This window comes from Limnohabitans sp. DCL3, assembly GCF_048019295.1.
GTDB lineage: Bacteria > Pseudomonadota > Gammaproteobacteria > Burkholderiales > Burkholderiaceae_C > Limnohabitans_A.
The window spans coordinates 3,252,522-3,274,053 of the sequence record NZ_CP171842.1 but is presented as its reverse complement, the minus strand read 5'-3'; the positions used below and the strand labels follow the sequence as shown (position 1 = coordinate 3,274,053).

Below are 21,532 nucleotides of genomic sequence, written 5' to 3'. Positions count from 1 at the left end.
CCTTGCACTCACCCCCTCTCATGAAAACCAAGACATTCAAACCCTTCTTTCGCACCTCCAACGGGCTGCTGGCTGTACTCGTGGGCATGCTGTGCATGCAGCCGGCCTGGACCCAAACCAACACCTTGCCCTCTTTGGGCAACAGCGAGGGCATTTCGCTGGGAGGCGAGCGCCAATTGGGCGACCGCATCGCACGCGAGCTTTACCGCGATCCGGACTATCTGGAAGACCCGGTACTGGACGAATACATCCAGCGTCTGTGGGCGCCGCTGGTCAAAGCCGCCGCAGCGCGCGGTGAACTGTCGCCCGAGTTGCAAGAGCGATTTGCCTGGCGCATTTTGCTCGGACGTGATCGGTCAGTGAATGCGTTTGCCTTGCCCGGTGGTTATTTGGGTGTGCATTTGGGTTTGATCGCGGTGGTTGGCTCCAACGATGAGTTGGCCTCGGTGTTGGCACACGAGTTAAGCCACGTCACGCAGCGGCACATCGCACGCGCCATAGACGAGCAGTCGAAGATGACACCATGGGTGATTGGTTCGATGATTTTGGGCGCCATTGCCGTGAGCAAAAACCCGCAAGCCGCTCAAGGCTTGATCGTGGGAGGACAGGCGGCGGCCCTTCAATCTCAGCTGAGCTATTCGCGGGATATGGAGCGTGAAGCCGACCGCGTGGGTTTTGGCGTTTTGAGCGACGCCGGCTATGACCCGCAGGGTTTTGTCGGCATGTTCAACAAACTGCAGCAGTCCGCAGGCGTGAACGACAACGGTGCCTACCCCTATTTGCGCAGCCACCCCTTGACCACAGAGCGCATCGCCGACATGCAAGCGCGCCTGCAGCTGAAAGCGCCGAATGCACGCACCCAGGGTGACATGGTTCAAGCCATGCTGGCCGCGCGAGCCAAAGTGATGTCCAACCAGGATGTGGAGGCCCTGAAGGCTTGGACGCAAGACAGCAAAACCACATCGGAACAAGCCACGCTTGCCCAAAAAGCGGGTGCCTTGTACGCCGCCACCTTGGCGCATTTGCAACTGAGAAACGGCGCCGCTGCCGAGCGCGCATTGCAAAGTCTGCGGGCCTTGACGACCCCAAGCCCTGAAGCCAAGCGCTTGATCAATTTGCTGCATGCCGAAGTGGCGCTGCGCCAAGAACGCTTTGAATTGGTGCTGCACCTGCTGGAGAGTACCAACGGCCAAGCCCTGCAACGCCCAGAGCTGTTGACCACCGCCGAGGCCTTGCTGCGCTTGCCGCCACACCCTGCACGCAGCGCCATCACCCAGCAACTGCGCCAGCAGGTCACGCAAGCGCCCAACGACGCGCAAACTTGGAACACTCTGGCCAGCATGCTGGCCCTGCAAGGGCAGGCGCTGCCTTCGCTGCGTGCCGAAGGCGAAGCCCAGATGGCCCGCTTGGACTGGCCGGGCGCAGTGGACCGTTTCCGTGCAGCGCAAGATTGGGCGCGCAACAACCGGCTTCAAGCGGGTGACCACATCGAGGCATCGATTGTGGACAGCCGCTTGCGACAGGCTCAAGCACAAATCAGGGCCATGCAGGCGGAGCGTTGAATTGGCTCGCAGGATGGCGCTATGATCGCGCTCCCTTTTTAAATCAGCACATGGCCGGCATCCACATCACCGACATCGAGGCCGCCATCAACCATTGGCGCACGAAAAACCCATCGCCTGACGGGGTCACCTTGCCGCGCGAGTTGCGGGCACTGGCAGAGGTGTATGCCTTGATGGTTTATTACAAACAAGATTTGGCGGACGAATTCACCTTGCCCTTGGCCGCTGCCGAAGCTTGGCAGGACTGGTACGCCAGCACGCCAGACACGCCTTGCATCGCCATTTGCTCCACCAGCCAAGGCGATGAAGTGTGCAAAGGCTGCGGACGCAGTTTTGAAGAGGTGCAGCTGTGGATCGAGATGACACCGGGTGAGAAGCGCGGCATCTGGCAGCGCATCACCGCGGACGGCACATCCTGGCGTTTCAACAAATACGCTGAACGTGCCGCCGAAGACCGTCACTGGGCGCGTGCGGCGGCCGAGGCGCAAACGGCGCTCGACCTGAAACCAGCGGATTAATGCGTCACTTCCAGCGCAGCAGCTCGATGTGCACGCTGCCCTTGTCGCTGCTGAAGGTCACGCTGCCTTCTTGAACGGTGGCTTGCAGCTGCATGCTGCGCTCGGCCAATTGGGCCAACTCTTGCGAGCCCTCGGTCGGAACACGCCAGACCTGCAGTTTGTCCAAGCGCGTGAGTTTGGTCTCGATGCCTTTCCACCAAACTTCGGCCGCGTGGTTGAAGCAATACAACAAAACCTCATCGGCCTTTTGACAAGCCTTCATGATCGGTTTGTCTTCGGGCTGGCCGACTTCGATCCACATGCGCGTTTGGCCGGTGAAATCGCGCAGGCTGCAGTCCGGATCGTCCGGGTCTGACAAACCGGCACCAAAAGCCAGTTTGCCGTCACCGTGGCAAACGGCTTGCAGCTTGTAGGCATTGATGGCCAGCGCCAGCAGACGGATCATCATGCGCTCGTCGGTCTCGCTGGGGTGGCGTGCCAGCGTGAGCTGGTGGTCTTCGTAATAGCTGTGGTCGATGTCGGCAATCGACAGGTTGGCTTTGTAGATGGTGGATTTGAGGGCCATGGTTCAGACCCGACGTGCCAACTCAGCGGCTTGGCCGATGTAGCTGCCCGGCGTCATGGCCAGCAGACGGTCCTTGTCGGCTTGGGGGATCTCCAAGGCCTGAATCAGGCCATGCAGATCGGCCGCCGTGACGGTCTTGCCGCGTGTCACCTCTTTGAGCTTTTCGTAGGCACCTTGCACGCCATAGCGGCGCATCACCGTCTGGATGGGCTCGGCGAGCACTTCCCAAGCGGCATTCAAATCGTCAGCCAGCGCTTCTTCGTTGAGCTCCAGTTTGTTCAAACCCGTCATGAGCGAGGCATAGGCCAAGGTGGTGTAACCCAGGCCCACACCCATGTTGCGCAGCACGGTCGAATCCGTCAGGTCGCGCTGCCAACGGCTGATGGGCAGCTTTTCAGAGAGGTGCTTGAGCACGGCATTGGCCAAGCCCAGATTGCCTTCGGCGTTTTCAAAGTCAATGGGGTTGACTTTGTGCGGCATGGTGGAGGAGCCGATCTCGCCCACTTTGAGGCGCTGTTTGAAGTACCCCAGGCTCACATAACCCCAGATGTCGCGCGCGAGGTCAATCAGCACGGTGTTGGTGCGCGCCACAGCGTCAAACAGCTCGGCCATGTAGTCGTGCGGTTCGATCTGGATGCTGTAAGGCTGGAACGTGAGGCCCAAGCCCCAATGGGCAGACTGGGTGTCGCTGATCTCCGGCGTCTCGACCACTTGGCGAGCAAAGGCTTCCCAATCAAAGTCTGGCCATGCCGACAGGTGGGCGTTGTAATTGCCTACAGCGCCATTCATCTTGCCCATCAGCTGTACCGCCGCGATTTTGGTGCGGCAACTGTTCAGGCGCATCACCACGTTGGCCATCTCCTTGCCCACCGTGGTGGGGCTGGCTGTTTGGCCGTGGGTGCGGCTGAGCATGGGCACTTCGGCAAATTGGTGTGCCATTTCGCGCAATTTGGCGATCAGGCCATCCAGCCCCGGCAAGATCACCTGTGCTCGCGCGCCCTTGAGTTGCAAAGCGTGGCTGGTGTTGTTGATGTCTTCACTGGTGCAGGCAAAGTGCACGAACTCGGCCGCTTTTTCCAACTCGGGCCGGTCCTTGAATTTGGATTTGATCCAATACTCCACCGCCTTGACGTCGTGGTTGGTGGTCTTCTCGAAGGCTTTGATGGCCAAGGCGTCGGCTTCAGAAAAGTGCTTGACCAAGCCCGTCAGGTAACTGCGTGCACCGGGTGTGAGGGGCTTGAACTCGTCGAAACCGGCATCGGACAAAGCGATGAACCAAGCGATTTCAACCTGCACACGGCGGTGCATGTAACCCAGCTCGCTCATGAGCGGACGCAAGGCATCGAGTTTGCTGGCGTAACGGCCATCCAGCGGCGAAAGAGCGGCAATAGGGGTGAAATTCATGCTTTGATTGTAATTCCCGACACATGGCCCTCAGTCGCGGCCCCAAATGGGTCATCAGGCCCAGGCGCGCACCCTGTTTCACCTAGAATCGGCCATCTTTCGTTGGCATGACCCCTCTTCTATGAAACTCATCGGCTCCGTCACCAGTCCCTATGTTCGCAAGGTGCGCATCGTCATGGCCGAGAAAAAGCTGGACTACCAGTTCGTCACAGAAGACGTGTGGTCGGCTCAAACCACCATCCACAGCACCAACCCTTTGGGCAAGGTGCCCTGCTTGGTGATGGAGGGCGGTGAAGCCGTGTTCGATTCGCGCGTGATTGTGGAGTACCTGGACACCTTGTCACCTGTGGGCAAGCTGATTCCAACGGCCGGGCGTGAACGTGCCGAAGTCAAAACATGGGAGGCTTTGGCCGATGGCCTGCTTGACGCCGCCTTGCTGGCCCGGATGGAAGCCGTCTGGACCGAGCGCCAAGACAGCCAACGCAGCCAAGCCTGGATCGACCGCCAACTGGACAAAATTCAGCACGCCTTGGGCGCCATGAGCCATGGCCTGGCCGACAAACCGTTTTGCTCAGGCGTCCACCTGAGTTTGTCGGACATTGCCGTCGGCTGCGCTGTCGGTTATTTGGATTTCCGCTTCCCGCAAATCGACTGGCGCACGCCTTACCCGAATCTGCACAAGCTGTACGACAAATTGGCTCAGCGGCCGAGCTTCGTTGACAGCTTGCCCAGCTGACATTGGGCAGCGCTTGCGCGCACTCAGGTGTTGGCGCGTTTTTTCAGCCAACGCATCACACCGCCCAGCACCGGCAGTTTCTCGTACAGCTCTTCCGCCGCATCCCAATAGTCACGGTGCATCGTCACCAAGCCCTGTGCGTTGAACGCCACATGGCTGGCGCCACGCACCGCTTGCGGGGTGGTGGTGTCAAAACGCTTGAAGCGAAAGCGGAACTCCCATGTCAAGAAGGCCTGTGAGCCGTCCACCACCTGAGCGGTCACAACAAAGTGCGGTTGGTCCAGCGCCACGTACATGTGCCGAAAAATCCGTTCGATCTCAGGCAGGCCCTGCACTTCGTTGAACGGGTCCTTGAACGTGGCTTGCGCGTCATAGACCGTATGCAACTGCGCCACGCTTTGCGGCGACAGGGTTTGAAAAAACGTGGCCAGGTTGTGTGTGGCTTGTCGTGTGTCCATGATCGGCTTTCAATGCGGACTTAAAGCCCCGTGAACCGGCGCACCAAGGGGAAATACACGCGGTAGGGCAGCACGCGCAACATTTTGAGCCAGAGCGTGAAACGCTTGGGAAAATGGATGTCAAACTGGCCTTTGGCCCAGCCCTTGAGCATCTCGCGCGCGGCTTCTTCGGGGCTGATCAAGGCGGGCATGCTGAACTGGTTGTTCGCGGTCAGCGGCGTGGCCACAAAACCGGGGTTGACCACACTCACGCCAATGCCCTGGTCTTGCAAGTCCAAGTAAAGCGTCTCGGCCAAGTGGGTGAGCGCGGCCTTGGTCGGGCCGTAGGCCAAGCCATTGGGCAAACCCCGCCAACCCGCCACACTGCTGAGCAAACTGATGTGCCCATGGCCTTGCGCAAGCAGGCCGGGCAAGACGGCATGGATGACCTGCAAGGCCCCTTGGTAATTGACTTTGTCGTGCTGCAGCATCTCTGCCAAATCCATGGCATGGGCGCGTTGCGCTTGGTAGTAACCTGCGGCATAAATCACCATGTCGAGCGGGCCTTCGGCCAGCAAGGCTTGGGCCGTGGCCTGCACTTGGGGTCCGTCACACACATCGAGCGCGCGCCACTGCACGCCCGCATCTTGCGCGGCCCATTGCACCACGCTTTGAGGGTTGCGGGCTGAGACCACCACTTGGGCACCCGCCGCACGCAGCGCCTGCGCACAGGCCAGGCCAATCCCGGTCGAAGCGCCCACCAGCCAAACACGGCGACCATGCCAGTCTCGGATCTGCTTGTTCAAACTCATGCGCATCAACCCGGCTTGGCCGCCAAAGGCGTGCGGCGCGTGAAAGACAAGGTGACCTCGCCCAGCTTCACGCCCCATTTGCTCATGGTGGCTTTGTTGAGCATGACACGCTCGTCCATCAGGTACATCCAGTCGTCAAAGTCGACGTGCCAGACCCGGCCATCGACGGGCAAAGCCAGGGTGTAGCCCCAGCGGAAAGCGTTGCCGCTGACCTGGCCCGTGGCCTCGCCCACCACATCGTCGGCGCGGCCCGTGTAAGTGCCGTTCGGCCCCGCCTTGAGCTTCCAGACGCGGCGCTGCTGTGTGCCGTCCGAGTACACAAAGGCCTCGTCCAACACGCCTTCGTCGCCATTCCAACTGCAGTCCATGACCACGGTGAAGCGTTTAACCACCTGGCCACTGCGGTCGGTGAACACGCCCCAAGCGTCGATGGTGCCGCTGAAATAAGTGCGCAAATCCAACAGCGGTTTTTCTTGTGCATAGTTTTGCACCTGGGGGCCAGCGCAACTGGCCAGAAAAGGTGTGACCACGGCCACAGGCAAAACGGCCAGGCGGGTCAAGGCGGTACGGCGATGGATGAGGCTGCTTGGCTGGCGCATGGTGGGGCTTTCGTTGTGTCGGTTCAAAGCGGCGTCAAGCCGAAGGGTGGGCTGTATCGGGGCCCGAAATCAAATCGGGGCGACGCATCAAGCCTGCATACAAAGCCAGTCCGGCCAAAAGCTTGAGCACACAAGGCAGCAGGCCATAGGCCAAGCCCAGCGCCAGTACGGCATCGGCACCTTGCTGGCCTGGGGCATAACCCCACAAGCCAAGCAGTGGCAGCGACAGCCCAGCGGCCAAAGCCAGATTGAGTTTGGTGGCCAAATTCCACCATCCCATGAACGCGCCGTCTGTGCGTCCGCGCTCGCCACAGCGGTCAATCAGCTGGTTGAGCAGGGCCCCAGGCACGGTGAGGTCCGCGCCCAAGGCCATGCCCGACAAGGCACACACCACCAAAAAGCCCGTGGTATCCCCCGCGCCCAGCGTGACCACACTGACAAAGGCCAACACCGACAAAGCCATGCCACTGGCCCAAGTGCGCAGCAAACCGATGCGGTCCATCACTTTGAGCCAGAGCGGAAACGACAGCGCTCCCGCGGCGAAATACAAACCCAGAAACAAAGGCTCCATGGCCTTGGGCGCTTGCAGCAGGTCTTGCACAAAAAACAGCACCAGCGTGGCGGGCACGGCGCTGGCCAGGCCGTTGAGCATGAACACCAGCAACAAGCGGCGAAAGCCCGCGTGTTGCCACGGCTGCCAAAGGCTGCCCACCGCATGACCGGGGGCCACCGGGACGGTCGATGCCCAGGCGCTGCGTGCAACCCGCTGCCAAGAGAACAAGCCCAACGCCAGCATGAGCACCAGCAAGGCCGTCGTCAGACCCCAACCCCACAGCGCGGGCAAAGCAGACGCCAGCAGCACCCCCACCAGCGAAAAGCCTTCACGCCAAGCCACCCAACGGCTTTGCGCCATGCCCCCACCGCCTTGCCGGGCTGCCCAGGCTTGGTGCAAGATGCCCAGCCCACTGTAGGCCAGGTGGCTGAGCGTGAGTGCTGCCCCCACCCACACCAACAAACCCGTGGGTGACAGGGCTGCCGCGGGCGGAAAAAACAAGGCTGCAAAACCCAGCGCCACGGCCAAGGCCAGCAGCATCGCGGCCAACCCAACAGCCCGCCACGAATGGCGGTACAACTTGTCGCCCCATCGCCCAAGCCAAGGGTCCACCACCGCGTCAATGCTGCGGCTGAGCAAGAGCACCCCGCCCAACGCGGCCAGGGTCACGCCGTAATGCTGGGCGTACACATTGGGCAAATGCACGTAGACCGGCAAGGCCACAAAGGCCAGCGGCAAACCCAGCAAGCCATAAGCCGCCGAGGCCTGGCTCGGCAAAGTCGCCGGGTCTGAATGGGCCGCAGCGCTCATGGCTGCAAACCTTGCAGCAACTGGGCACGCATTTTGGGTTCGGACGTGCGCTCATCCAGCCAGATGCCAAAAAACAGACGCGCAAAAGCCGGGTCTTTCACCACGCCCACGCGCTGCCCGTTGACCCAAAACTCGGTCCCCACGCTTGGCAGGTTCACGCCCGTGATGCGTTCCCCAGCAGCCACATTGGGAAACAACTCCCGCATGGCACCCAGCCAACTTTGCGCTTGGGCGTCGCTGAACGAACCCACACGCCGCATCTCATCGATCGAGCGGTTGGCAATGGCCGCACCTTCGAGTTTGCGCAAGTACTGCAACTCCAGCGCAAACGGAAACTGCGTGTAAGCGCTGTGGCGAAAACCCACAGGCGTCCACAACCGGGCGTCGTACACCTCGAAACCCCAGACCCGCAAACGTACGGGTGCGGTCGGCACCACGCCAGCCAAGCCGGTCACTTCGGGGCGTGAAAAAGCCGCATTCGGGCTGCTCGCGCTCGTGCTTTGCGCGCGCACCTCACACGCCAGGGCCCCCAAGAACAGCGCACAAGCCAGCACCTGCACGCCCCATGGGTGCAAGCGCGGTGCGCGGATGTTATGGAGCAAGTGGCCCATGGGCATCAGGCCGGTTTGGCCAAGGTGAATTGGATGACGTCGATGTTGGCTTCGTCGAAAGCCGCTTCACAGTACGCGAGGTAAAAGGACCACAGCCGAATGAATCGGTCGTCAAATTTCAGCGTGCGCACGGTGTCCAGTTGCGCCATGAAGGCCTCGCGCCAACGGCGCAGCGTCTCGGCATAGTCGGGACCGAAGTTCAGCTCGTCCACCACCTGCAGCCCGGCCGCTTGCGCTTGTCGGCGGAACTCGCTGGGGCTTGGCAAACAGCCACCCGGAAATATGTACTGCTGGATGAAATCGGTCGATTGCAAATAGCGCTCAAAAAAGCGGTCGTCAATGGTGATGCTCTGCACGCACGCGCGACCACCGGGTTTGAGCATGCGGCTGATGGTCTGGAAATAGGTGGGCCAATATGCCTGCCCCACCGCCTCGATCATCTCAATCGAGCACACCGCGTCGTAAGGGCCATCGTGGATGTCGCGGTAGTCCTGCAACCGCAAATCCGCGCGCTGTGGCACACCCAAGGATTGCATGCGGGCGTTGGCAAAGGCCAGCTGCTCGGTGGACAAGGTCACGCCCGTGATGTGTGCACCAAACTCGGTGGTGGCGGCCTCGGCCAAAGCGCCCCAGCCGCAGCCGATCTCCAGCACGCGGTCGCCTGGCTTGGCGTTCACCATGCGCAAGGCACGGCGCACCTTGGCTTTTTGGGCCTGTGCCATGTCTTGGGTGTGGTCGCCGTTGAACCACGCCGACGAGTAATTCATCGTGCCATCGAGCCACAGCTCATAAAAGGCATTGCCCAAGTCGTAATGGGCGTGGATGTTTTTACGGCTGTTGCTTCGGTTGTTGCGGTTGAGCAAATGCTTGACCCGGTAGAACAAACGCCCCAGCCAATGGCCATAAATCGCACTCTCGATCTGTTCACGGTTGGCAATGGTCAAGCGCAGCAATGCGGCCAAATCGGGCGTGGTCCAGTCGCCCGCCATGTAGGCCTCGGCAAAACCGATGTCGCCCGATTTGAGGACCTGGGCACACATGTCCCAGCGGTGGATGTGCAGGGCCGCAAACGGCGCTTCATGGGTGCCAAAGACCTGGTTGTTGCCGTCGGGTGCGTGCACCGTGAGCGTGCCGATTTTCAGGCGGGTCAACAAACGCAGCAAACGCACAGCCGCTTTGGGCAAGCTGCCGTGCGAAATGGTGGTGGCACTGTAACCCATGGTCTGGGCGGTGTCGGCGGTTTTCATGGTGGGTGGCATCCGGTGGGGTCCAATGTTCATCGGGTCACAAAATCACGGGGCGGTTCGGGCTTGCGCCAGAAGGGTACTTTTTTCAGCCACAACAAAAGCGCGTGCCAGTGGATACGGGCCACCACGCCAAACGTGAGCAAGGGAAAGCGCCACATCACGCGGTGCATGGCCGCGGATGTGGCCGGCTCGAGCACACCGCTCCAACTGGTGTCAATCAAGGGGCCATCGGCGTCGCCATGGTCCACGCGCGCGACGATGCGGTCCTGGCCCTTGTGCTGCGTGCGCATGAAACGGAAGCGGTATTCGCCTTGCACATCACAAAAAGGTGAAACGTGGAACACCTTCTCGGCCAAGATCGTCTGACCGAACTGCGGCTCGGGCAACAGGTAGCAGTGGCGCTCGCCAAAGGTGTTGTTCACCTCGGCCACCACAGCAGCCAAGCGACCATCGGCGCGGTGCGCGTACCAAAAGCTCACGGGTTTGAAGGCGTGGCCCAGCACACGCGGAAAAGCCTGCAGCCAAACTTCAGCGGTGGCGTCATGAATGCCTTCACGCTGCAGCAACTCATCGAGCCAAGCCAGCGCCCCACCGGTCTCGGCCGGGCGGCCGTCGCCATGGTCGGTGTCGTGGAAAGCAAACCAGGCGCGGCGGTTGATGGCCAGCGCCGTCGTGCAGTGACCCGCTTGCACGCTGCGCATCGGCAGCATCAAAAAAGCCGTGGGGTAGGCAAAGGCGTGGTGCGCAGGGCGGTGACGCGTGTGCCGCACCTGGCCCCAACCAATGAGCGCTGTGACCGGGTTCATGCAGGCCACTTGTCGGTTGACGAGCGGTCCTGACCGTGGATCAGTTTGAGCAAGGCGCGGCCCACTTGCAGGCCCGATTTCAGGCCGTCTTCGTGAAAGCCATAACCCGTCCAGGCCCCGGCGTACCAGGTGTTGTGCTGGCCTTGCAACAAGGGCAAACGCTTTTGCGCCTCAATGGCCGCCAAGTCAAACACCGGGTGGGCATAGTCGTACTCACCCACGATGCTGGCCGGATCGATGGCCTGCAAAGGGTTGAGCGAAACCACCACGGGCTGGGCAAACGGGATGCGCTGCAAACGGTTGAGCAGGTAATGCAAGCAAACCCGCGAAGACTCGCGCTCGCTGCTGGCGGCGCGTTCGTAATTCCACGCGGCCCAAGTCTTGGGATTGGCCGGCAGCACACTGGCGTCGGTGTGCAGCACGGCGCGGTTGTCTTGGTAACGGATGGCCCCCAGCAAGCTGCGCTCTTCACCCGAGGCCTGACGCAGCAAGCTCAAAGCCTGGTCGGTGTGGGTGGCGATGACGACTTGGTCAAAGCGTTCGGCATGGCCGTCGGTGACGATGCGCACACCTTGTGCGTCGCGCTCAATCAAACGCACAGGGGTGTTCAAGCGTTTGTCATGCACACCCGCCAAAATTTTCTCGACGTAGTGGCGGGCACCGCCCACCACGCTGAACCACTGCGGGCGATTGGTCACCTGAATCAGGCCATGGTTGTGGCAAAACCGGATCATGGTCGCCACTGGGAACTGCAGCATCTGGTCGGTCGGGCAACTCCAGATGCAGCCGAGCATGGGCAGAAAATACCAATCGCGAAACGGCTCGCTGAACTGGTGCGTGCGCAAAAAGTCCGACAGCGGCTGCTGCAGCTCTTTTTCGCGCTGCTCTTTGGCGATGCGGGTGCACAAAGCATTGAAGCGCAACACATCGGCCAACATGCGCCAAAAGCGGGGGTTGAGCAAATTGCCACGCTGCGCGAACACGCTGTTCAAGTCGGTGCCACTCCACTCCAGGGTTTTGCCCTTGAGCGCCCCTGGAGCCTTGACCGAAAACGACATGTCCGAGGGCGCAGTCTCGACATTCAGCTCGGCAAACAGGTTGATCAGGTTGGGGTAGGTGCGCTCGTTGAACACCAAAAAACCCGTGTCCACGCCGTGTGTGACCAGGCCTTGCGGCGTGGGCAGCGTCACGTCCACCGTGTGGGTATGGCCACCAAAATAGTCGCCCGCCTCCAACACGGTGATGTCGGCATGGTCTTTCAGGGTGTGCGCAACGGCCAAGCCGGAAATGCCCGAACCCACAATGGCCAGTTTCATGCGCGGCTTTGATGTCACGCTCATGGCTGGGCTTTCAGGGCTTTGTCGATGGCCGACAACAATGTTTTGCTCTCCGGCCCGGTCATGCTGCTGTATTGGTCAATGACCTTGCCATCACGCCCAATCAGGTATTTGTGAAAGTTCCAGCGCGGCTTTTGACCCGTTTGGGCGGTCAGCTGTTTGAACAAAGGCGCAGCGCCATCGCCGGTGACCTGGGTTTTGGTGAACATCGGAAACTTCACGCCAAATGTGCTTTCGCAAAAATCGGCAATCTCTTTGTTGCTGCCTTTTTCTTGTGCAAAGTCGTTCGACGGAAAGCCCAGAACAACCAAGCCCTTGTCTTTGTATTGGCTGCTGAGCGTTTCCAAACCTTTGTACTGCGACGTGAAGCCACAAAAACTGGCGGTGTTGACCACCAAGACGACTTTGCCCGCGTACTGACAAAGCGACTGCGGCTTTTCGTCTTGCAACCGGTCAAAGGTGTGGTTCAAGAGCGCGGGACAAGGGGCGGTCGGGGTGGCGGCTTGCGCCATCTGAACGGCCAAACCGATCACGGCGGCCACAATGGCCCAGGCCAAGCGTGCAATCCAGGGGTTGACTCGTAAGTGGTTCATTTGCACTTGAATATTCATTTTGTGACTGATGAGTTTAAACTCGTTTGTCTTCATTGTCACTTTTGCCCCGTTCACACAGGAAATCACCATGTCCAAACCCTCGGGTTTCAAAGGCAACAAACAGGATTTGCCCCAAAAACCTTGTCTGGTGTGTGGTCACCCCATGACTTGGCGAAAGCGCTGGGCCAAAAACTGGGACCACGTCTTGTACTGCAGCGACCGCTGCCGTGCGGCGAAATCCACGGCCAACACCGGCCGCTGACACCCAACGAAAGTCAAGGCATGACCCGCCATCTGATACTGGTGCTGGGCGACCAGCTCGGCTGGGACAACCCCGGACTGGCCGACTTTGACCCGACCCAAGACCGGTTGTTGCTGATCGAGGCCGACAGCGAAGCACAAGAAGTTTGGAACCACAAAGCCCGCATCGCCTTGTTTTTGTCAGGCATGCGGCACTTTGCCAACGAAGCTCACCGCCGCCGCTGGCCCCTCACCTGCATGAAGGTGGACGACACCGCCTTGCCCGCCGACTTCTCCGCGCGGCTGGCGCATGCGCTGCAAGACCTCCGCCCCCAAGCCTTGGTGGTGATGGAAGCCGGGGCCTGGCGCATGGAACAACTGATCGAGGCCGCCGCAGCGCAGGCCCAAACCCTGCTGCGTTGGGTGGGCGACACGCACTTTTTATGCAGCCGCGCCGAATTCGCCAAGTGGGCGGGCGACAAAAAAGAACTGCGCATGGAGTTCTTTTACCGCGAGATGCGCAAAAAGCATGGCGTGCTGATGGAAGGCAAAGAGCCCATCGGCGGCCAATGGAACTACGACGCGGACAACCGCAAAGGTTTTGGTGCCAAAGGCCCTGGTACCGTGCCGCCACCCGCCCGCTTTGCACCCGACCGCGTCACGCAAGACGTGATCGACCTGGTCAACACGCGTTTTGCCCAGCACCCAGGCTCGTTGGCGCAGTTTTCCTGGCCCGTGACGCGCGAAGAAGCGCTGGTGGCCTTGCAGCACTTCATCGACCAGCGCCTCGCCAACTTTGGCGCTTGGCAAGACGCCATGTGGACCACACTGCCTTTTGGGTGGCACGCGCTGGTGGGCAGCAGCCTGAACCTGCATTTGCTCCACCCGCGCGAGGTGATCGCAGCGGCAGAGCAGGCCTACCATGCACACGGTTTGCCACTGGCCAGCGTCGAAGGCTTCATCCGACAGGTGCTGGGCTGGCGCGAGTTCATCCGCGGGGTGTACTGGCTGGACATGCCGCACATGGCCGAGGCCAACCACTACGGCCACACCCGCGATTTGCCCGCTTGGTACTGGACGGGCAACACCCACATGGCCTGCATGCAAGCGACGATTGGTCAAAGTTTGCAACACGGCTATGCACACCACATTCAGCGCCTCATGGTCACTGGGCAGTTTGCGGTGCTGGCTGGGCTGTCACCACAGCAGGTCAGCGCTTGGTACCGCGCCATGTATGTGGACGCGGTGGAGTGGGTGGAAACGCCCAACACCCTAGGCATGGCGCTGCACGCCAACGGCGGGCGCTTCACCAGCAAGCCCTATGTGGCCAGCGGCCAGTACATCAGCCGCATGAGCAACTACTGCAAAGGCTGTCGCTACCAGCCCGAGGTGCGCACAGGCCCCGAGGCTTGTCCCATGACCACGTTGTACTGGGACTTTTTGATCCGCCACGAACCCGACTTTGCGGGCAACCCACGCACCGCGCTGATGGTCAAGCATGTGGGCAAGATGAGCGCGGACGACAAGGCGCTGATCAGGTCACAAGCGGACAGCACGCGCGCGGGTCTGGACAGGGTATGACCCCGTCTGCCTCTCAAACGGGCAACCCCTCTGCAGCGATACGCCCAAGCCCGCTCAACGCCGAGTCAGCTTGGCATACATCCGCCCGCTCCACTGCCCCAAATCATCCAGATAAGTGAACACCACCGGCACCACCAGCAAGCTGAGCACGGTGCTGGTGAGCAAGCCGCCGATCACAGCAATGGCCATGGGCGAGCGGAAACTCGCGTCCGCCGCCCCCCAGCCCACGGCAATGGGCAGCATGCCCGCCCCCATGGCGATGGTGGTCATGACAATTGGGCGAGCGCGTTTGTGGCAGGCATCCAACAGGGCATCCCAACGGCTCATGGGCGGCACAGCGGGGTGATCGCCCTCGGCGGGTTTGCCGCGCCGCGCCTCGATCGCGTACTCCACCAGCAAGATGGAATTTTTGGTGGCAATGCCCATCAGCATGATCAGGCCAATCAAGGAGGGCATAGAGAAGCTCTTTTGCGCGATCAACAAGCCCACAAAAGCCCCCCCCAAGGACAGAGGCAGCGCCGCCAAGATGGTGATCGGGTGCAAAAAGCCCTTGAATAAAAGCACCAGCACAATGTAAATACACAGCACACCGATCATCATGGCCAGGCCAAAGCTGGCAAAGAGTTCTCCCATGACTTCGGCGTCGCCCACTTCCACCACCTTCACACCCAATGGCAGGCTTTGCAATGCAGGCAGCTTTTGCACCGCCTGCGTCACATCACCCAGCGGCATGCCCGACAGTTCAATCTCAAAATTGATGTTGCGCTGCCGATCGTAGCGGTCGATCACGGCGGGCCCCCCCGCCACCTCGATGCTGGCCACCTCGCCCAGCATGACCGGACCACGGCTGCCGGGCACCATCAGGCGGCCGAGCGTCGCCAAATCTTGGCGCGAAGCCTCGCCCAACTTCACGACGATGGGCACTTGTCGTTCGGACAAGTTGAGCTTGGGCAGGGCCGCGTCGTAGTCGCCCAGCGTGGCCACGCGCAAGGTGTCGCTGATGGCGGCGCTGGTCACACCCAAATCTGCCGCTTTGGCAAAGTCAGGGCGCACCGCGACCTCAGGGCGCACCAAGCTGGCCGTCGACGCGATGGAGCCCAGGCCTTGGATGGTGCGCAGATCGCGCTCCACCGCCATGGCGGCGGTTTGCAGGGCTTGCGGGTCTTCACCGGTGAGCACCAGCACATATTTTTCACCCGAGCCGCCCAAGCCCACCTTGGTGCGCACGCCAGGCAATGGCTGCAAGGCGGTGCGGATGTCGTTTTCAATCGCTTGCTTGCGTGGGCGTGTGCCGCGCTCGCTCAGCTGAATGGTGAGCGTGGCTTTGCGCACCTCGGCTGCACCGCCACCGGCAAAGGGGTCAGAGCCCGCGCTGCCGCCGCCAATCGTGGTGTACACACTCTTGACATCGCTGACCGACATGAGCAATTTGCGGGCATGCTCGGCACTGGCCTGGGTTTGCGCCAAGGTCGATCCGGGGGGCAGCTCCACATACACCTGGGTTTGCGAATTGTCGTCCGGCGGAATAAAGCCCTTGGGCAGCAAAGGCACCAGCAGGATAGAGCCAATGAAAAACAAGGTGGCCAACACCATGGTGACCAAGCGGTGCTTCATGCACCAAGTGGCCCAGACCATGTAACGCTTGAGCCAGCCGGGTTCGTGCGCGGCCGTGACGATGGGCTTCAAAATGTAAGCGGCCATCATGGGGGTGAGCACCCGCGCCACCACCAGAGAGGCAAACACCGCGAGCGACGCCGTCCAGCCGAACTGCTTGAAGAACTTGCCCGGAATGCCGCTCATGAAAGCCGTGGGCAAAAACACCGCGATCAGGGTGAACGTGGTCGCGATCACGGCCAGACCGATTTCATCCGCGGCTTCCATGGCCGCTTGGTAGGGCGACTTGCCCATGCGCAAATGGCGCACGATGTTTTCCACCTCCACAATCGCATCGTCCACCAGCACACCAATCACCAAAGACAGTGCCAGCAAAGTCACCACATTGATGGAAAAGCCCAAGTACGCCATGCCAATGAAGGCCGGGATGACCGACAGCGGCAGCGCCACCGCCGACACAAAAGTGGCCCGCCAGTCGCGCAAAAACAGCCACACCACCAGCACCGCCAAAATGGCCCCCTCGTACAGCAGTACCAAAGAGCCGTCGTACTCCTCTTCCACCGGGGTCACAAAGTCGAAGGATTCGGTGATCTCGATGTCCGGATTTTGCAAGCGGTAGTCGGCCAACGCCTGGCGCACCAAGCGGCCCACGGCCACTTCGCTCTCGCCCTTGCTGCGCACCACCTCAAAGCCAACCACGGGCACGCCGTCCAAAGAGGCCGCCGAGCGGGCATCGGCCAGTGTGTCGCTCACCGTGGCCACTTGGTCCAATCGAATACGGCCACCACGCGATGTGGCCAGCTCGATCTGGCCGACTTCTTGCGCCGTTTTGACAGTGGCCAGGGTGCGCACGGGTTGTTCACCCGCACCCAAATCCATGCGCCCGCCCGAGCCTTCTTGCTGCACCTGCTTGAGCTGGCGCGACACCTCGGCCGCCGTGATGCCCAGCGATTGCAAGCGGTTCACATCGAGCGCCACACGCACCTCGCGCGTCACGCCGCCCACGCGGTTCACGGCCCCCACACCGCGCAAAGACAAAAGCTTGCGGGTGATGTCTTTGTCCACCAACCACGACAGCGCCTCATCGTCCATGCGCGACGAGCGCACGGTGTACGCCAGCACGGGCGAACCGGCCAGGTTGAGCTTTTGCACCACCGGGTCGCGCAGGTCGCCGGGCAAGTCGGCACGCACACCTTGAATGGCCGAGCGCACATCGTCCACCGCTTCTTGCGTGGGCTTTTCCATGCGGAACTCGGCGGTGATGGACACCACGCCGTCTTGTACCTTGGTGGTGATGTGTTTGAGGCCTTGCAAGGGGGCCAGGGCGTTTTCAAGTTTCCGCGCCACATCGGTTTCAAGCTGAGAGGGCGCCGCACCCGGCAAGCTGGCGGTCACGGTGATGGTGGGCACGTCCAGGTCCGGAAAGTTCTGCACTTTCATGGACCCAAAGGCGATGAAACCGGCCAGCGTCAGCAGCACAAACAACATGACGGCCGGGATCGGATTGCGGATCGACCAAGAAGAGACGTTGAGCATGACGTCCCTTTATTTGCTGGCAGGTGTCGGCGCAGGGGCATCCACCACGCGCACCGTGTCGCCGTGGTTCAGGAATGCACCGCCACTGGCCACCACACGGGCATCGGCTGGGAGGCCAGCCGTCACTTCGACGCGGTCTGCGCTTTGCCGTCCGGTTTGCACCTTGAGTTGGCTGACTTTTTGGTCGGCCCCGACAGTGTAGACATAGCTGAAGCCGTCACGCACCACCACCGCGGCCTGCGGCAAACTGAGCGCCTGGCTCTGACCCAGCATGATTTCGCCCTGGGCAAACATGCCCGGGCGAGCGCTGCCGGTTTGTGCGGGCAAATCGACATACACCAGTGCGTTGCGGGTTTGCGCATCGACCGAAGGCGCAACCATGCGCACCTTGCCTTGCAGCAGCTGGCCACTGGCCGCTTTGAGCCGAACTGGGGCTCCGACCTGGATGCGGCCAATCTCGGCGGCCGTCACTTCGGCTCGCCACTCGATGCGGCCCTGGCGAATCAGGCGGAACAACTCGGTACCCGTGCCCACCACGCTGCCCACGGTGGCCTGTCGGGCTGATATCACGCCCGCATCGGGTGCGCGCACCTGGGTTTGTGACAGGCGCACGTTTTGCAGCTGCACCATGGCACGAGCGGACTGCACACGGGCCACGGCCGATGCTTCAGCCGCCAATGCCTGACTCAGTTGGGCCGCACTGAAAAAACCTTGCTGCTGCAGGCTGCGGGCCCGTTCGGCCTGGGCTTTGGCCTCTTGGGCGCTGGCCGCAGCTTCAGCCAGCGCGGCTTCGGCTTGCGCCAGCTCGGCACGCAAGGTGTCGGCCTGCAGAACAGCCAACACATCGCCGCGCTGCACGCGGTCGCCCACATTCACGCGCACCTCGGTGATCTTCAGGCCGTTGGCCTCGGCACCGATGACCGCGTCTTGCCAAGCGGCCAGGCTGCCATTGGCGCTGATTTTTTGTGCCCAACTGCTGGCTTGCGGGGTGGTGACGCTGACGGTCAAACTGGGCTTGCTCGCTGCGCGGCTTGAGCGCTCATCGGCTGCCCACGCCAAACTGGCGACTCCCAGCGAAACACACCCCCATACCGCCAAACGGGCACCCACTTTTTTCATGACACATCTCACTGTTGAACGCCCCTTTGGCGTCGCCAGAGTTTAGCGGTTGAACACGGCGCCATGCGGCCTCTACCTGTCGATCAAGCGGTGTACACCCCCCCACTCATTGCATAACGCTTTGCCACATTTTCAAAACCGCATCTCGCTCGGCCGCCAATGCCGCCATCGGCACATCGGTGGGCTCTTCGTTCAGGCGCGCGTGGTGTTGCACCCGGCGCATTTCTCTGTACGCATTGGCCGCGGCCTGCCCCAGGCCCGGGGCCAGCAAACCCACTTTTTCGGCCCGTTGCAGCAAGGCGATGTTGCCCACGTTGTCGGCCAACTCGGGGTGTTGGGTGGTGTGCAAGAGCACCAGAAACTGCACGGCAAACTCGGCGTCCACCATGGCGCCTGGACTGTGTTTCACATCAAAACGGTCGGCCTTGACCGGGTGGCCTTGACGCACCCGCTCGCGCATGGCCACGATTTCAGACTTCAAGCTGGCGGCGTCGCGCTCGGCACCGATGACCGCGCATCGCACCCCGTCAAACTGGGCGGCCAAATGGGGCGAACCCATGACGCAGCGGGCACGGGTCATGGCTTGGTGCTCCCATGTCCAGGCCGTGTTGCTGCCGCGTTGCTGCTGGTAATCGGCGTAGGCTTCAAAGCGTGTGACCAGCAAGCCAGAGTTGCCGTTCGGGCGCAAAGCGGTATCGATTTCGTACAAATCGCCTTCTGCCGTCTTGATCGTCATCCAGTTGATCATCTTGCGCACATAACTGGCATAGATTTCTTGGGCGCGCTCGTCTTCGTCTTCGTAAACAAACACGATGTCCAGGTCGCTGCCATAACCCAACTCTTTGCCGCCGAGTTTGCCGTACGCAATGATGGCAATCGCCGGCTCTTCGCGGTGGCGGTTTTTCAGCCGGCTCCAGCACCAACGGGCCGTCACGCGCAACACCGCATCGGCCAATGCACTCAAATCGTCGGCCACTTGCTCCACCGTGAGCACACCTTCCACATCGCGCGCGAGCGTCCGAAACTGCTCGGCATGGTGGGCGCGGCGCAGCAAATTGAGCAAGCTTTCCTCGTCATCTTCGCCCGTGCGCTGCAGAGCCAGCAAACGCGCTTGTAACTCCGCTTCAAATTCGGTGGCATCAAAGCGGCTGTCAAACAGATTGCCTCCAGCCAGCTCATCGATCACGCCCGGGTGCTGCAACAAGTAACGGGCTGGCCACTTGGCCGCCCCCAACAGGCGCAGCAAGCGTTCATGCACCGAAGGGCGCTCGAGCATCAGCGCCAAGTAGCTTTCACGGCGCAGCAGTGGCTCGATCCAATCGGCCATGCGCAGCACGGCTTCCTCACTCACGCGCCCCGCATCCAGCCACTGGGCGGTGCGTTGCAGCAAACGCATCAAGCGGCCGCGCGCATCGTCGCGCAAAGCTTGGACGCGGGGGTTGTCGGCCCAGCGCGCCAAACGTTCGCGCACCGCGCCGTTGAAGTCGGTCAACACCGCATCCAATTCGGCCGGTTCACGGGTGTGTTTGCCATTTTTACTGTGGCAAGTTTTGCAATCGCGGTCTCCGCCCAACAAAGTGTCGAACTCTTGCGCCACCACTTCGCGGTGCGCATCCAACTCCACCAAAAATGACCCGGTATCCCGATAGCCCAGGGTCTGGGCGATCCAGGCCAAATCATCGTCGCGGGTCGGCAGCACATGGGTTTGCTGGTCATCCAGGTATTGGATGCGGTGTTCCACCTGGCGCAAAAAAACGTAGGCTGCGCCCAAAGCATCCGCTGTGGTCTGGGGCATGAGCGCGGCTTTGGCCACGCGCTGCAAAGCGTCCAACGTGGGGCGGGTGCGCAGCTCAGGGAACTGGCCACCCCGCACCACCTGCAGCAATTGCACCGTGAACTCGATCTCGCGGATACCGCCGCGCGACAGTTTCACATCGTTGGCACGTTCGGGGTGGCCCGCACTGCGTTTGGAGGCATGGTCGCGGATTTGCTGGTGCAGCGTGCGCAGTGACTCGAACACGTTGTAGTCGAGGTAACGCCGGAATACAAAAGGCAAAACCACGCCGCGCAGCGCCTGGGCCGATCCGCTCAAAACGGCACTGCGCGGTGCCACCACGCGGCTTTTCATCCAGGCAAAGCGCTCCCATTCACGGCCTTGGACCAACAAATACTCTTCCAGCGCCCCCAGCGACACCACACTGGGGCCCGAGTTGCCGTTGGGGCGCAGCGCCAAATCCACCCGGAACACGAAGCCATGCTCGGTGGTGTCGCCAATCAGCGCGTACATGCGCTTGACGGCGCGGGTGAAGTACTCCTGGCAAGACACCTTGTTGCGGCCCTCGCTGTTGCCCTGCGTTTGGCCATCCTCGTCATAGACATAAATCAAATCGATGTCACTCGAGACATTGAGTTCACGGGCACCCAGCTTGCCCATCCCGATGATCCACATCTCGGCACGCTGGCCGTCGGCCTTGGTGGGTGCGCCGTGCAAGGCATCCAGGTCGGCCGACACCTGCTGCCAAGCGATGTCCAGCGTGACCTCGGCCAGCCAGGTCATGCCATGGGTGACCGCTTGCAGGTCCGCTTGCCCCGAACAATCCAGCCAAGCCAATCGCTCCAAAGTGAGCTGGCGCAAAACGCGCAAGGCAGCGCTGGTGTCCAGGCCCGTGGCCTGCAAGGCGGCATAGGCGGCGCTCAAACGCGCGCGTGTGGGTGGGCCGGGGGGCAACAGGGGCAATTGGGGACCATACCGCCGGTGCAAGCGCTGCAAAAAACGAGAATAGAGCGGCAAATCATCAGAACTGACAACATTTGTGGCGGCGATCTCGTCCATCGGCTGGCTGCGGGTCATA

General features: G+C 61.3%; 19 protein-coding genes. 5 read left to right on the top strand and 14 right to left on the bottom strand.

Annotated features, from left to right (window positions below; translation table 11 throughout):
* Positions 1-20: 20 nt before the first annotated feature.
* A complete protein-coding gene (locus ACHEXK_RS15055) occupies positions 21-1,562 on the top strand; it encodes a M48 family metalloprotease (protein ID WP_416547118.1) in 1,542 nt (513 codons plus the stop codon).
* 50 nt (positions 1,563-1,612) lie between these two features.
* Positions 1,613-2,080: a DUF3717 domain-containing protein gene (locus ACHEXK_RS15050; RefSeq protein ID WP_322991533.1), complete on the top strand. Its 468-nt coding sequence runs from the start codon at positions 1,613-1,615 to the stop codon at positions 2,078-2,080.
* 4 nt (positions 2,081-2,084) lie between these two features.
* On the opposite strand, the gene ACHEXK_RS15045 is transcribed toward ACHEXK_RS15050, so the two are convergent.
* Together ACHEXK_RS15045 and purB are read right to left on the bottom strand one after the other, a co-directional pair.
* Positions 2,085-2,645 carry a YaeQ family protein gene (locus ACHEXK_RS15045; protein ID WP_416547117.1) on the bottom strand — a complete coding sequence of 187 codons (561 nt, stop codon included), beginning with the start codon at positions 2,643-2,645 and terminating at the stop codon, positions 2,085-2,087.
* A gap of 3 nt (positions 2,646-2,648) precedes the next feature.
* Complete coding sequence (purB, locus tag ACHEXK_RS15040; protein WP_416547116.1) at positions 2,649-4,049, bottom strand: adenylosuccinate lyase; 1,401 nt, start codon at positions 4,047-4,049, stop codon at positions 2,649-2,651.
* 121 nt (positions 4,050-4,170) lie between these two features.
* Here purB and ACHEXK_RS15035 point away from each other — a divergent pair, with 121 nt between their 5' ends.
* Positions 4,171-4,785, top strand: coding sequence for a glutathione S-transferase N-terminal domain-containing protein (locus ACHEXK_RS15035; RefSeq protein WP_416547115.1), 615 nt, complete (start codon positions 4,171-4,173; stop codon positions 4,783-4,785).
* A gap of 23 nt (positions 4,786-4,808) precedes the next feature.
* Here ACHEXK_RS15035 and ACHEXK_RS15030 read toward each other — a convergent pair whose 3' ends face one another.
* The 9 genes from ACHEXK_RS15030 to ACHEXK_RS14990 are packed head-to-tail and all read right to left on the bottom strand — an operon-like array spanning position 4,809 to position 12,590.
* Complete coding sequence (locus tag ACHEXK_RS15030; RefSeq protein WP_416547114.1) at positions 4,809-5,243, bottom strand: nuclear transport factor 2 family protein; 435 nt, start codon at positions 5,241-5,243, stop codon at positions 4,809-4,811.
* 20 nt (positions 5,244-5,263) lie between these two features.
* On the bottom strand, positions 5,264-6,034 hold the full coding sequence (locus ACHEXK_RS15025; RefSeq protein ID WP_416547113.1) for an SDR family NAD(P)-dependent oxidoreductase: 771 nt from the start codon (positions 6,032-6,034) through the stop codon (positions 5,264-5,266).
* Between the two features lie 5 nt (positions 6,035-6,039).
* Positions 6,040-6,633 (bottom strand): DUF3833 domain-containing protein, encoded by a 594-nt coding sequence (locus ACHEXK_RS15020; RefSeq protein WP_416547112.1) that lies wholly within the window; start codon positions 6,631-6,633, stop codon positions 6,040-6,042.
* A 34-nt stretch (positions 6,634-6,667) separates the two neighbouring features.
* A complete protein-coding gene (locus ACHEXK_RS15015) occupies positions 6,668-7,996 on the bottom strand; it encodes an MFS transporter (RefSeq protein ID WP_416547111.1) in 1,329 nt (442 codons plus the stop codon).
* Positions 7,993-8,607, bottom strand: a complete 615-nt coding sequence (locus tag ACHEXK_RS15010) for a chalcone isomerase family protein (protein ID WP_416547110.1) — start codon at positions 8,605-8,607, stop codon at positions 7,993-7,995. The genes ACHEXK_RS15015 and ACHEXK_RS15010 overlap by 4 nt, the downstream gene beginning before the upstream one ends.
* A gap of 5 nt (positions 8,608-8,612) precedes the next feature.
* Positions 8,613-9,854 (bottom strand): class I SAM-dependent methyltransferase, encoded by a 1,242-nt coding sequence (locus ACHEXK_RS15005; protein ID WP_416547109.1) that lies wholly within the window; start codon positions 9,852-9,854, stop codon positions 8,613-8,615.
* A gap of 29 nt (positions 9,855-9,883) precedes the next feature.
* Complete coding sequence (locus ACHEXK_RS15000) at positions 9,884-10,660, bottom strand: DUF1365 domain-containing protein (protein WP_416547108.1); 777 nt, start codon at positions 10,658-10,660, stop codon at positions 9,884-9,886.
* Positions 10,657-11,976, bottom strand: a complete 1,320-nt coding sequence (locus ACHEXK_RS14995) for an NAD(P)/FAD-dependent oxidoreductase (RefSeq protein WP_416548968.1) — start codon at positions 11,974-11,976, stop codon at positions 10,657-10,659. Before ACHEXK_RS14995 ends, ACHEXK_RS15000 begins: the two co-directional genes overlap by 4 nt.
* Before the next feature lie 20 nt (positions 11,977-11,996).
* Entirely contained in the window at positions 11,997-12,590 is a 594-nt protein-coding gene (locus ACHEXK_RS14990; RefSeq protein ID WP_416547107.1) for a glutathione peroxidase, read from the bottom strand.
* 88 nt (positions 12,591-12,678) lie between these two features.
* On the opposite strand from ACHEXK_RS14990, the gene ACHEXK_RS14985 reads away from it, so the two are divergent.
* Together ACHEXK_RS14985 and ACHEXK_RS14980 are read left to right on the top strand one after the other, a co-directional pair.
* Entirely contained in the window at positions 12,679-12,852 is a 174-nt protein-coding gene (locus ACHEXK_RS14985; protein WP_416547106.1) for a DUF2256 domain-containing protein, read from the top strand.
* 20 nt (positions 12,853-12,872) lie between these two features.
* Complete coding sequence (locus ACHEXK_RS14980) at positions 12,873-14,411, top strand: cryptochrome/photolyase family protein (RefSeq protein ID WP_416547105.1); 1,539 nt, start codon at positions 12,873-12,875, stop codon at positions 14,409-14,411.
* Between the two features lie 54 nt (positions 14,412-14,465).
* On the opposite strand, the gene ACHEXK_RS14975 is transcribed toward ACHEXK_RS14980, so the two are convergent.
* From ACHEXK_RS14975 to glnE, 3 genes are all read right to left on the bottom strand, one after another.
* Positions 14,466-17,561, bottom strand: a complete 3,096-nt coding sequence (locus ACHEXK_RS14975; protein ID WP_416547104.1) for an efflux RND transporter permease subunit — start codon at positions 17,559-17,561, stop codon at positions 14,466-14,468.
* Between the two features lie 9 nt (positions 17,562-17,570).
* On the bottom strand, positions 17,571-18,680 hold the full coding sequence (locus ACHEXK_RS14970; protein WP_416547103.1) for an efflux RND transporter periplasmic adaptor subunit: 1,110 nt from the start codon (positions 18,678-18,680) through the stop codon (positions 17,571-17,573).
* 106 nt (positions 18,681-18,786) lie between these two features.
* Positions 18,787-21,513, bottom strand: a complete 2,727-nt coding sequence (gene glnE, locus ACHEXK_RS14965) for a bifunctional [glutamate--ammonia ligase]-adenylyl-L-tyrosine phosphorylase/[glutamate--ammonia-ligase] adenylyltransferase (protein WP_416548966.1) — start codon at positions 21,511-21,513, stop codon at positions 18,787-18,789.
* Positions 21,514-21,532: the final 19 nt, after the last annotated feature.

Excerpts from the sequence above, each read along its gene's own strand:
- ACHEXK_RS15055 (WP_416547118.1), top strand. The coding sequence starts at position 21 with ATGAAAACCAAGACATTCAAACCCTTCTTTCGCACCTCCAACGGGCTG.
- ACHEXK_RS15050 (WP_322991533.1), top strand. The coding sequence starts at position 1,613 with ATGGCCGGCATCCACATCACCGACATCGAGGCCGCCATCAACCATTGG.
- ACHEXK_RS15045 (WP_416547117.1), bottom strand. The coding sequence starts at position 2,645 with ATGGCCCTCAAATCCACCATCTACAAAGCCAACCTGTCGATTGCCGAC.
- purB (WP_416547116.1), bottom strand. The coding sequence starts at position 4,049 with ATGAATTTCACCCCTATTGCCGCTCTTTCGCCGCTGGATGGCCGTTAC.
- ACHEXK_RS15035 (WP_416547115.1), top strand. The coding sequence starts at position 4,171 with ATGAAACTCATCGGCTCCGTCACCAGTCCCTATGTTCGCAAGGTGCGC.
- ACHEXK_RS15030 (WP_416547114.1), bottom strand. The coding sequence starts at position 5,243 with ATGGACACACGACAAGCCACACACAACCTGGCCACGTTTTTTCAAACC.
- ACHEXK_RS15025 (WP_416547113.1), bottom strand. The coding sequence starts at position 6,034 with ATGAGTTTGAACAAGCAGATCCGAGACTGGCATGGTCGCCGTGTTTGG.
- ACHEXK_RS15020 (WP_416547112.1), bottom strand. The coding sequence starts at position 6,633 with ATGCGCCAGCCAAGCAGCCTCATCCATCGCCGTACCGCCTTGACCCGC.
- ACHEXK_RS15015 (WP_416547111.1), bottom strand. The coding sequence starts at position 7,996 with ATGAGCGCTGCGGCCCATTCAGACCCGGCGACTTTGCCGAGCCAGGCC.
- ACHEXK_RS15010 (WP_416547110.1), bottom strand. The coding sequence starts at position 8,607 with ATGGGCCACTTGCTCCATAACATCCGCGCACCGCGCTTGCACCCATGG.
- ACHEXK_RS15005 (WP_416547109.1), bottom strand. The coding sequence starts at position 9,854 with ATGAAAACCGCCGACACCGCCCAGACCATGGGTTACAGTGCCACCACC.
- ACHEXK_RS15000 (WP_416547108.1), bottom strand. The coding sequence starts at position 10,660 with ATGAACCCGGTCACAGCGCTCATTGGTTGGGGCCAGGTGCGGCACACG.
- ACHEXK_RS14995 (WP_416548968.1), bottom strand. The coding sequence starts at position 11,976 with ATGAAACTGGCCATTGTGGGTTCGGGCATTTCCGGCTTGGCCGTTGCG.
- ACHEXK_RS14990 (WP_416547107.1), bottom strand. The coding sequence starts at position 12,590 with ATGAACCACTTACGAGTCAACCCCTGGATTGCACGCTTGGCCTGGGCC.
- ACHEXK_RS14985 (WP_416547106.1), top strand. The coding sequence starts at position 12,679 with ATGTCCAAACCCTCGGGTTTCAAAGGCAACAAACAGGATTTGCCCCAA.
- ACHEXK_RS14980 (WP_416547105.1), top strand. The coding sequence starts at position 12,873 with ATGACCCGCCATCTGATACTGGTGCTGGGCGACCAGCTCGGCTGGGAC.
- ACHEXK_RS14975 (WP_416547104.1), bottom strand. The coding sequence starts at position 17,561 with ATGCTCAACGTCTCTTCTTGGTCGATCCGCAATCCGATCCCGGCCGTC.
- ACHEXK_RS14970 (WP_416547103.1), bottom strand. The coding sequence starts at position 18,680 with ATGAAAAAAGTGGGTGCCCGTTTGGCGGTATGGGGGTGTGTTTCGCTG.
- glnE (WP_416548966.1), bottom strand. The coding sequence starts at position 21,513 with ATGGACGAGATCGCCGCCACAAATGTTGTCAGTTCTGATGATTTGCCG.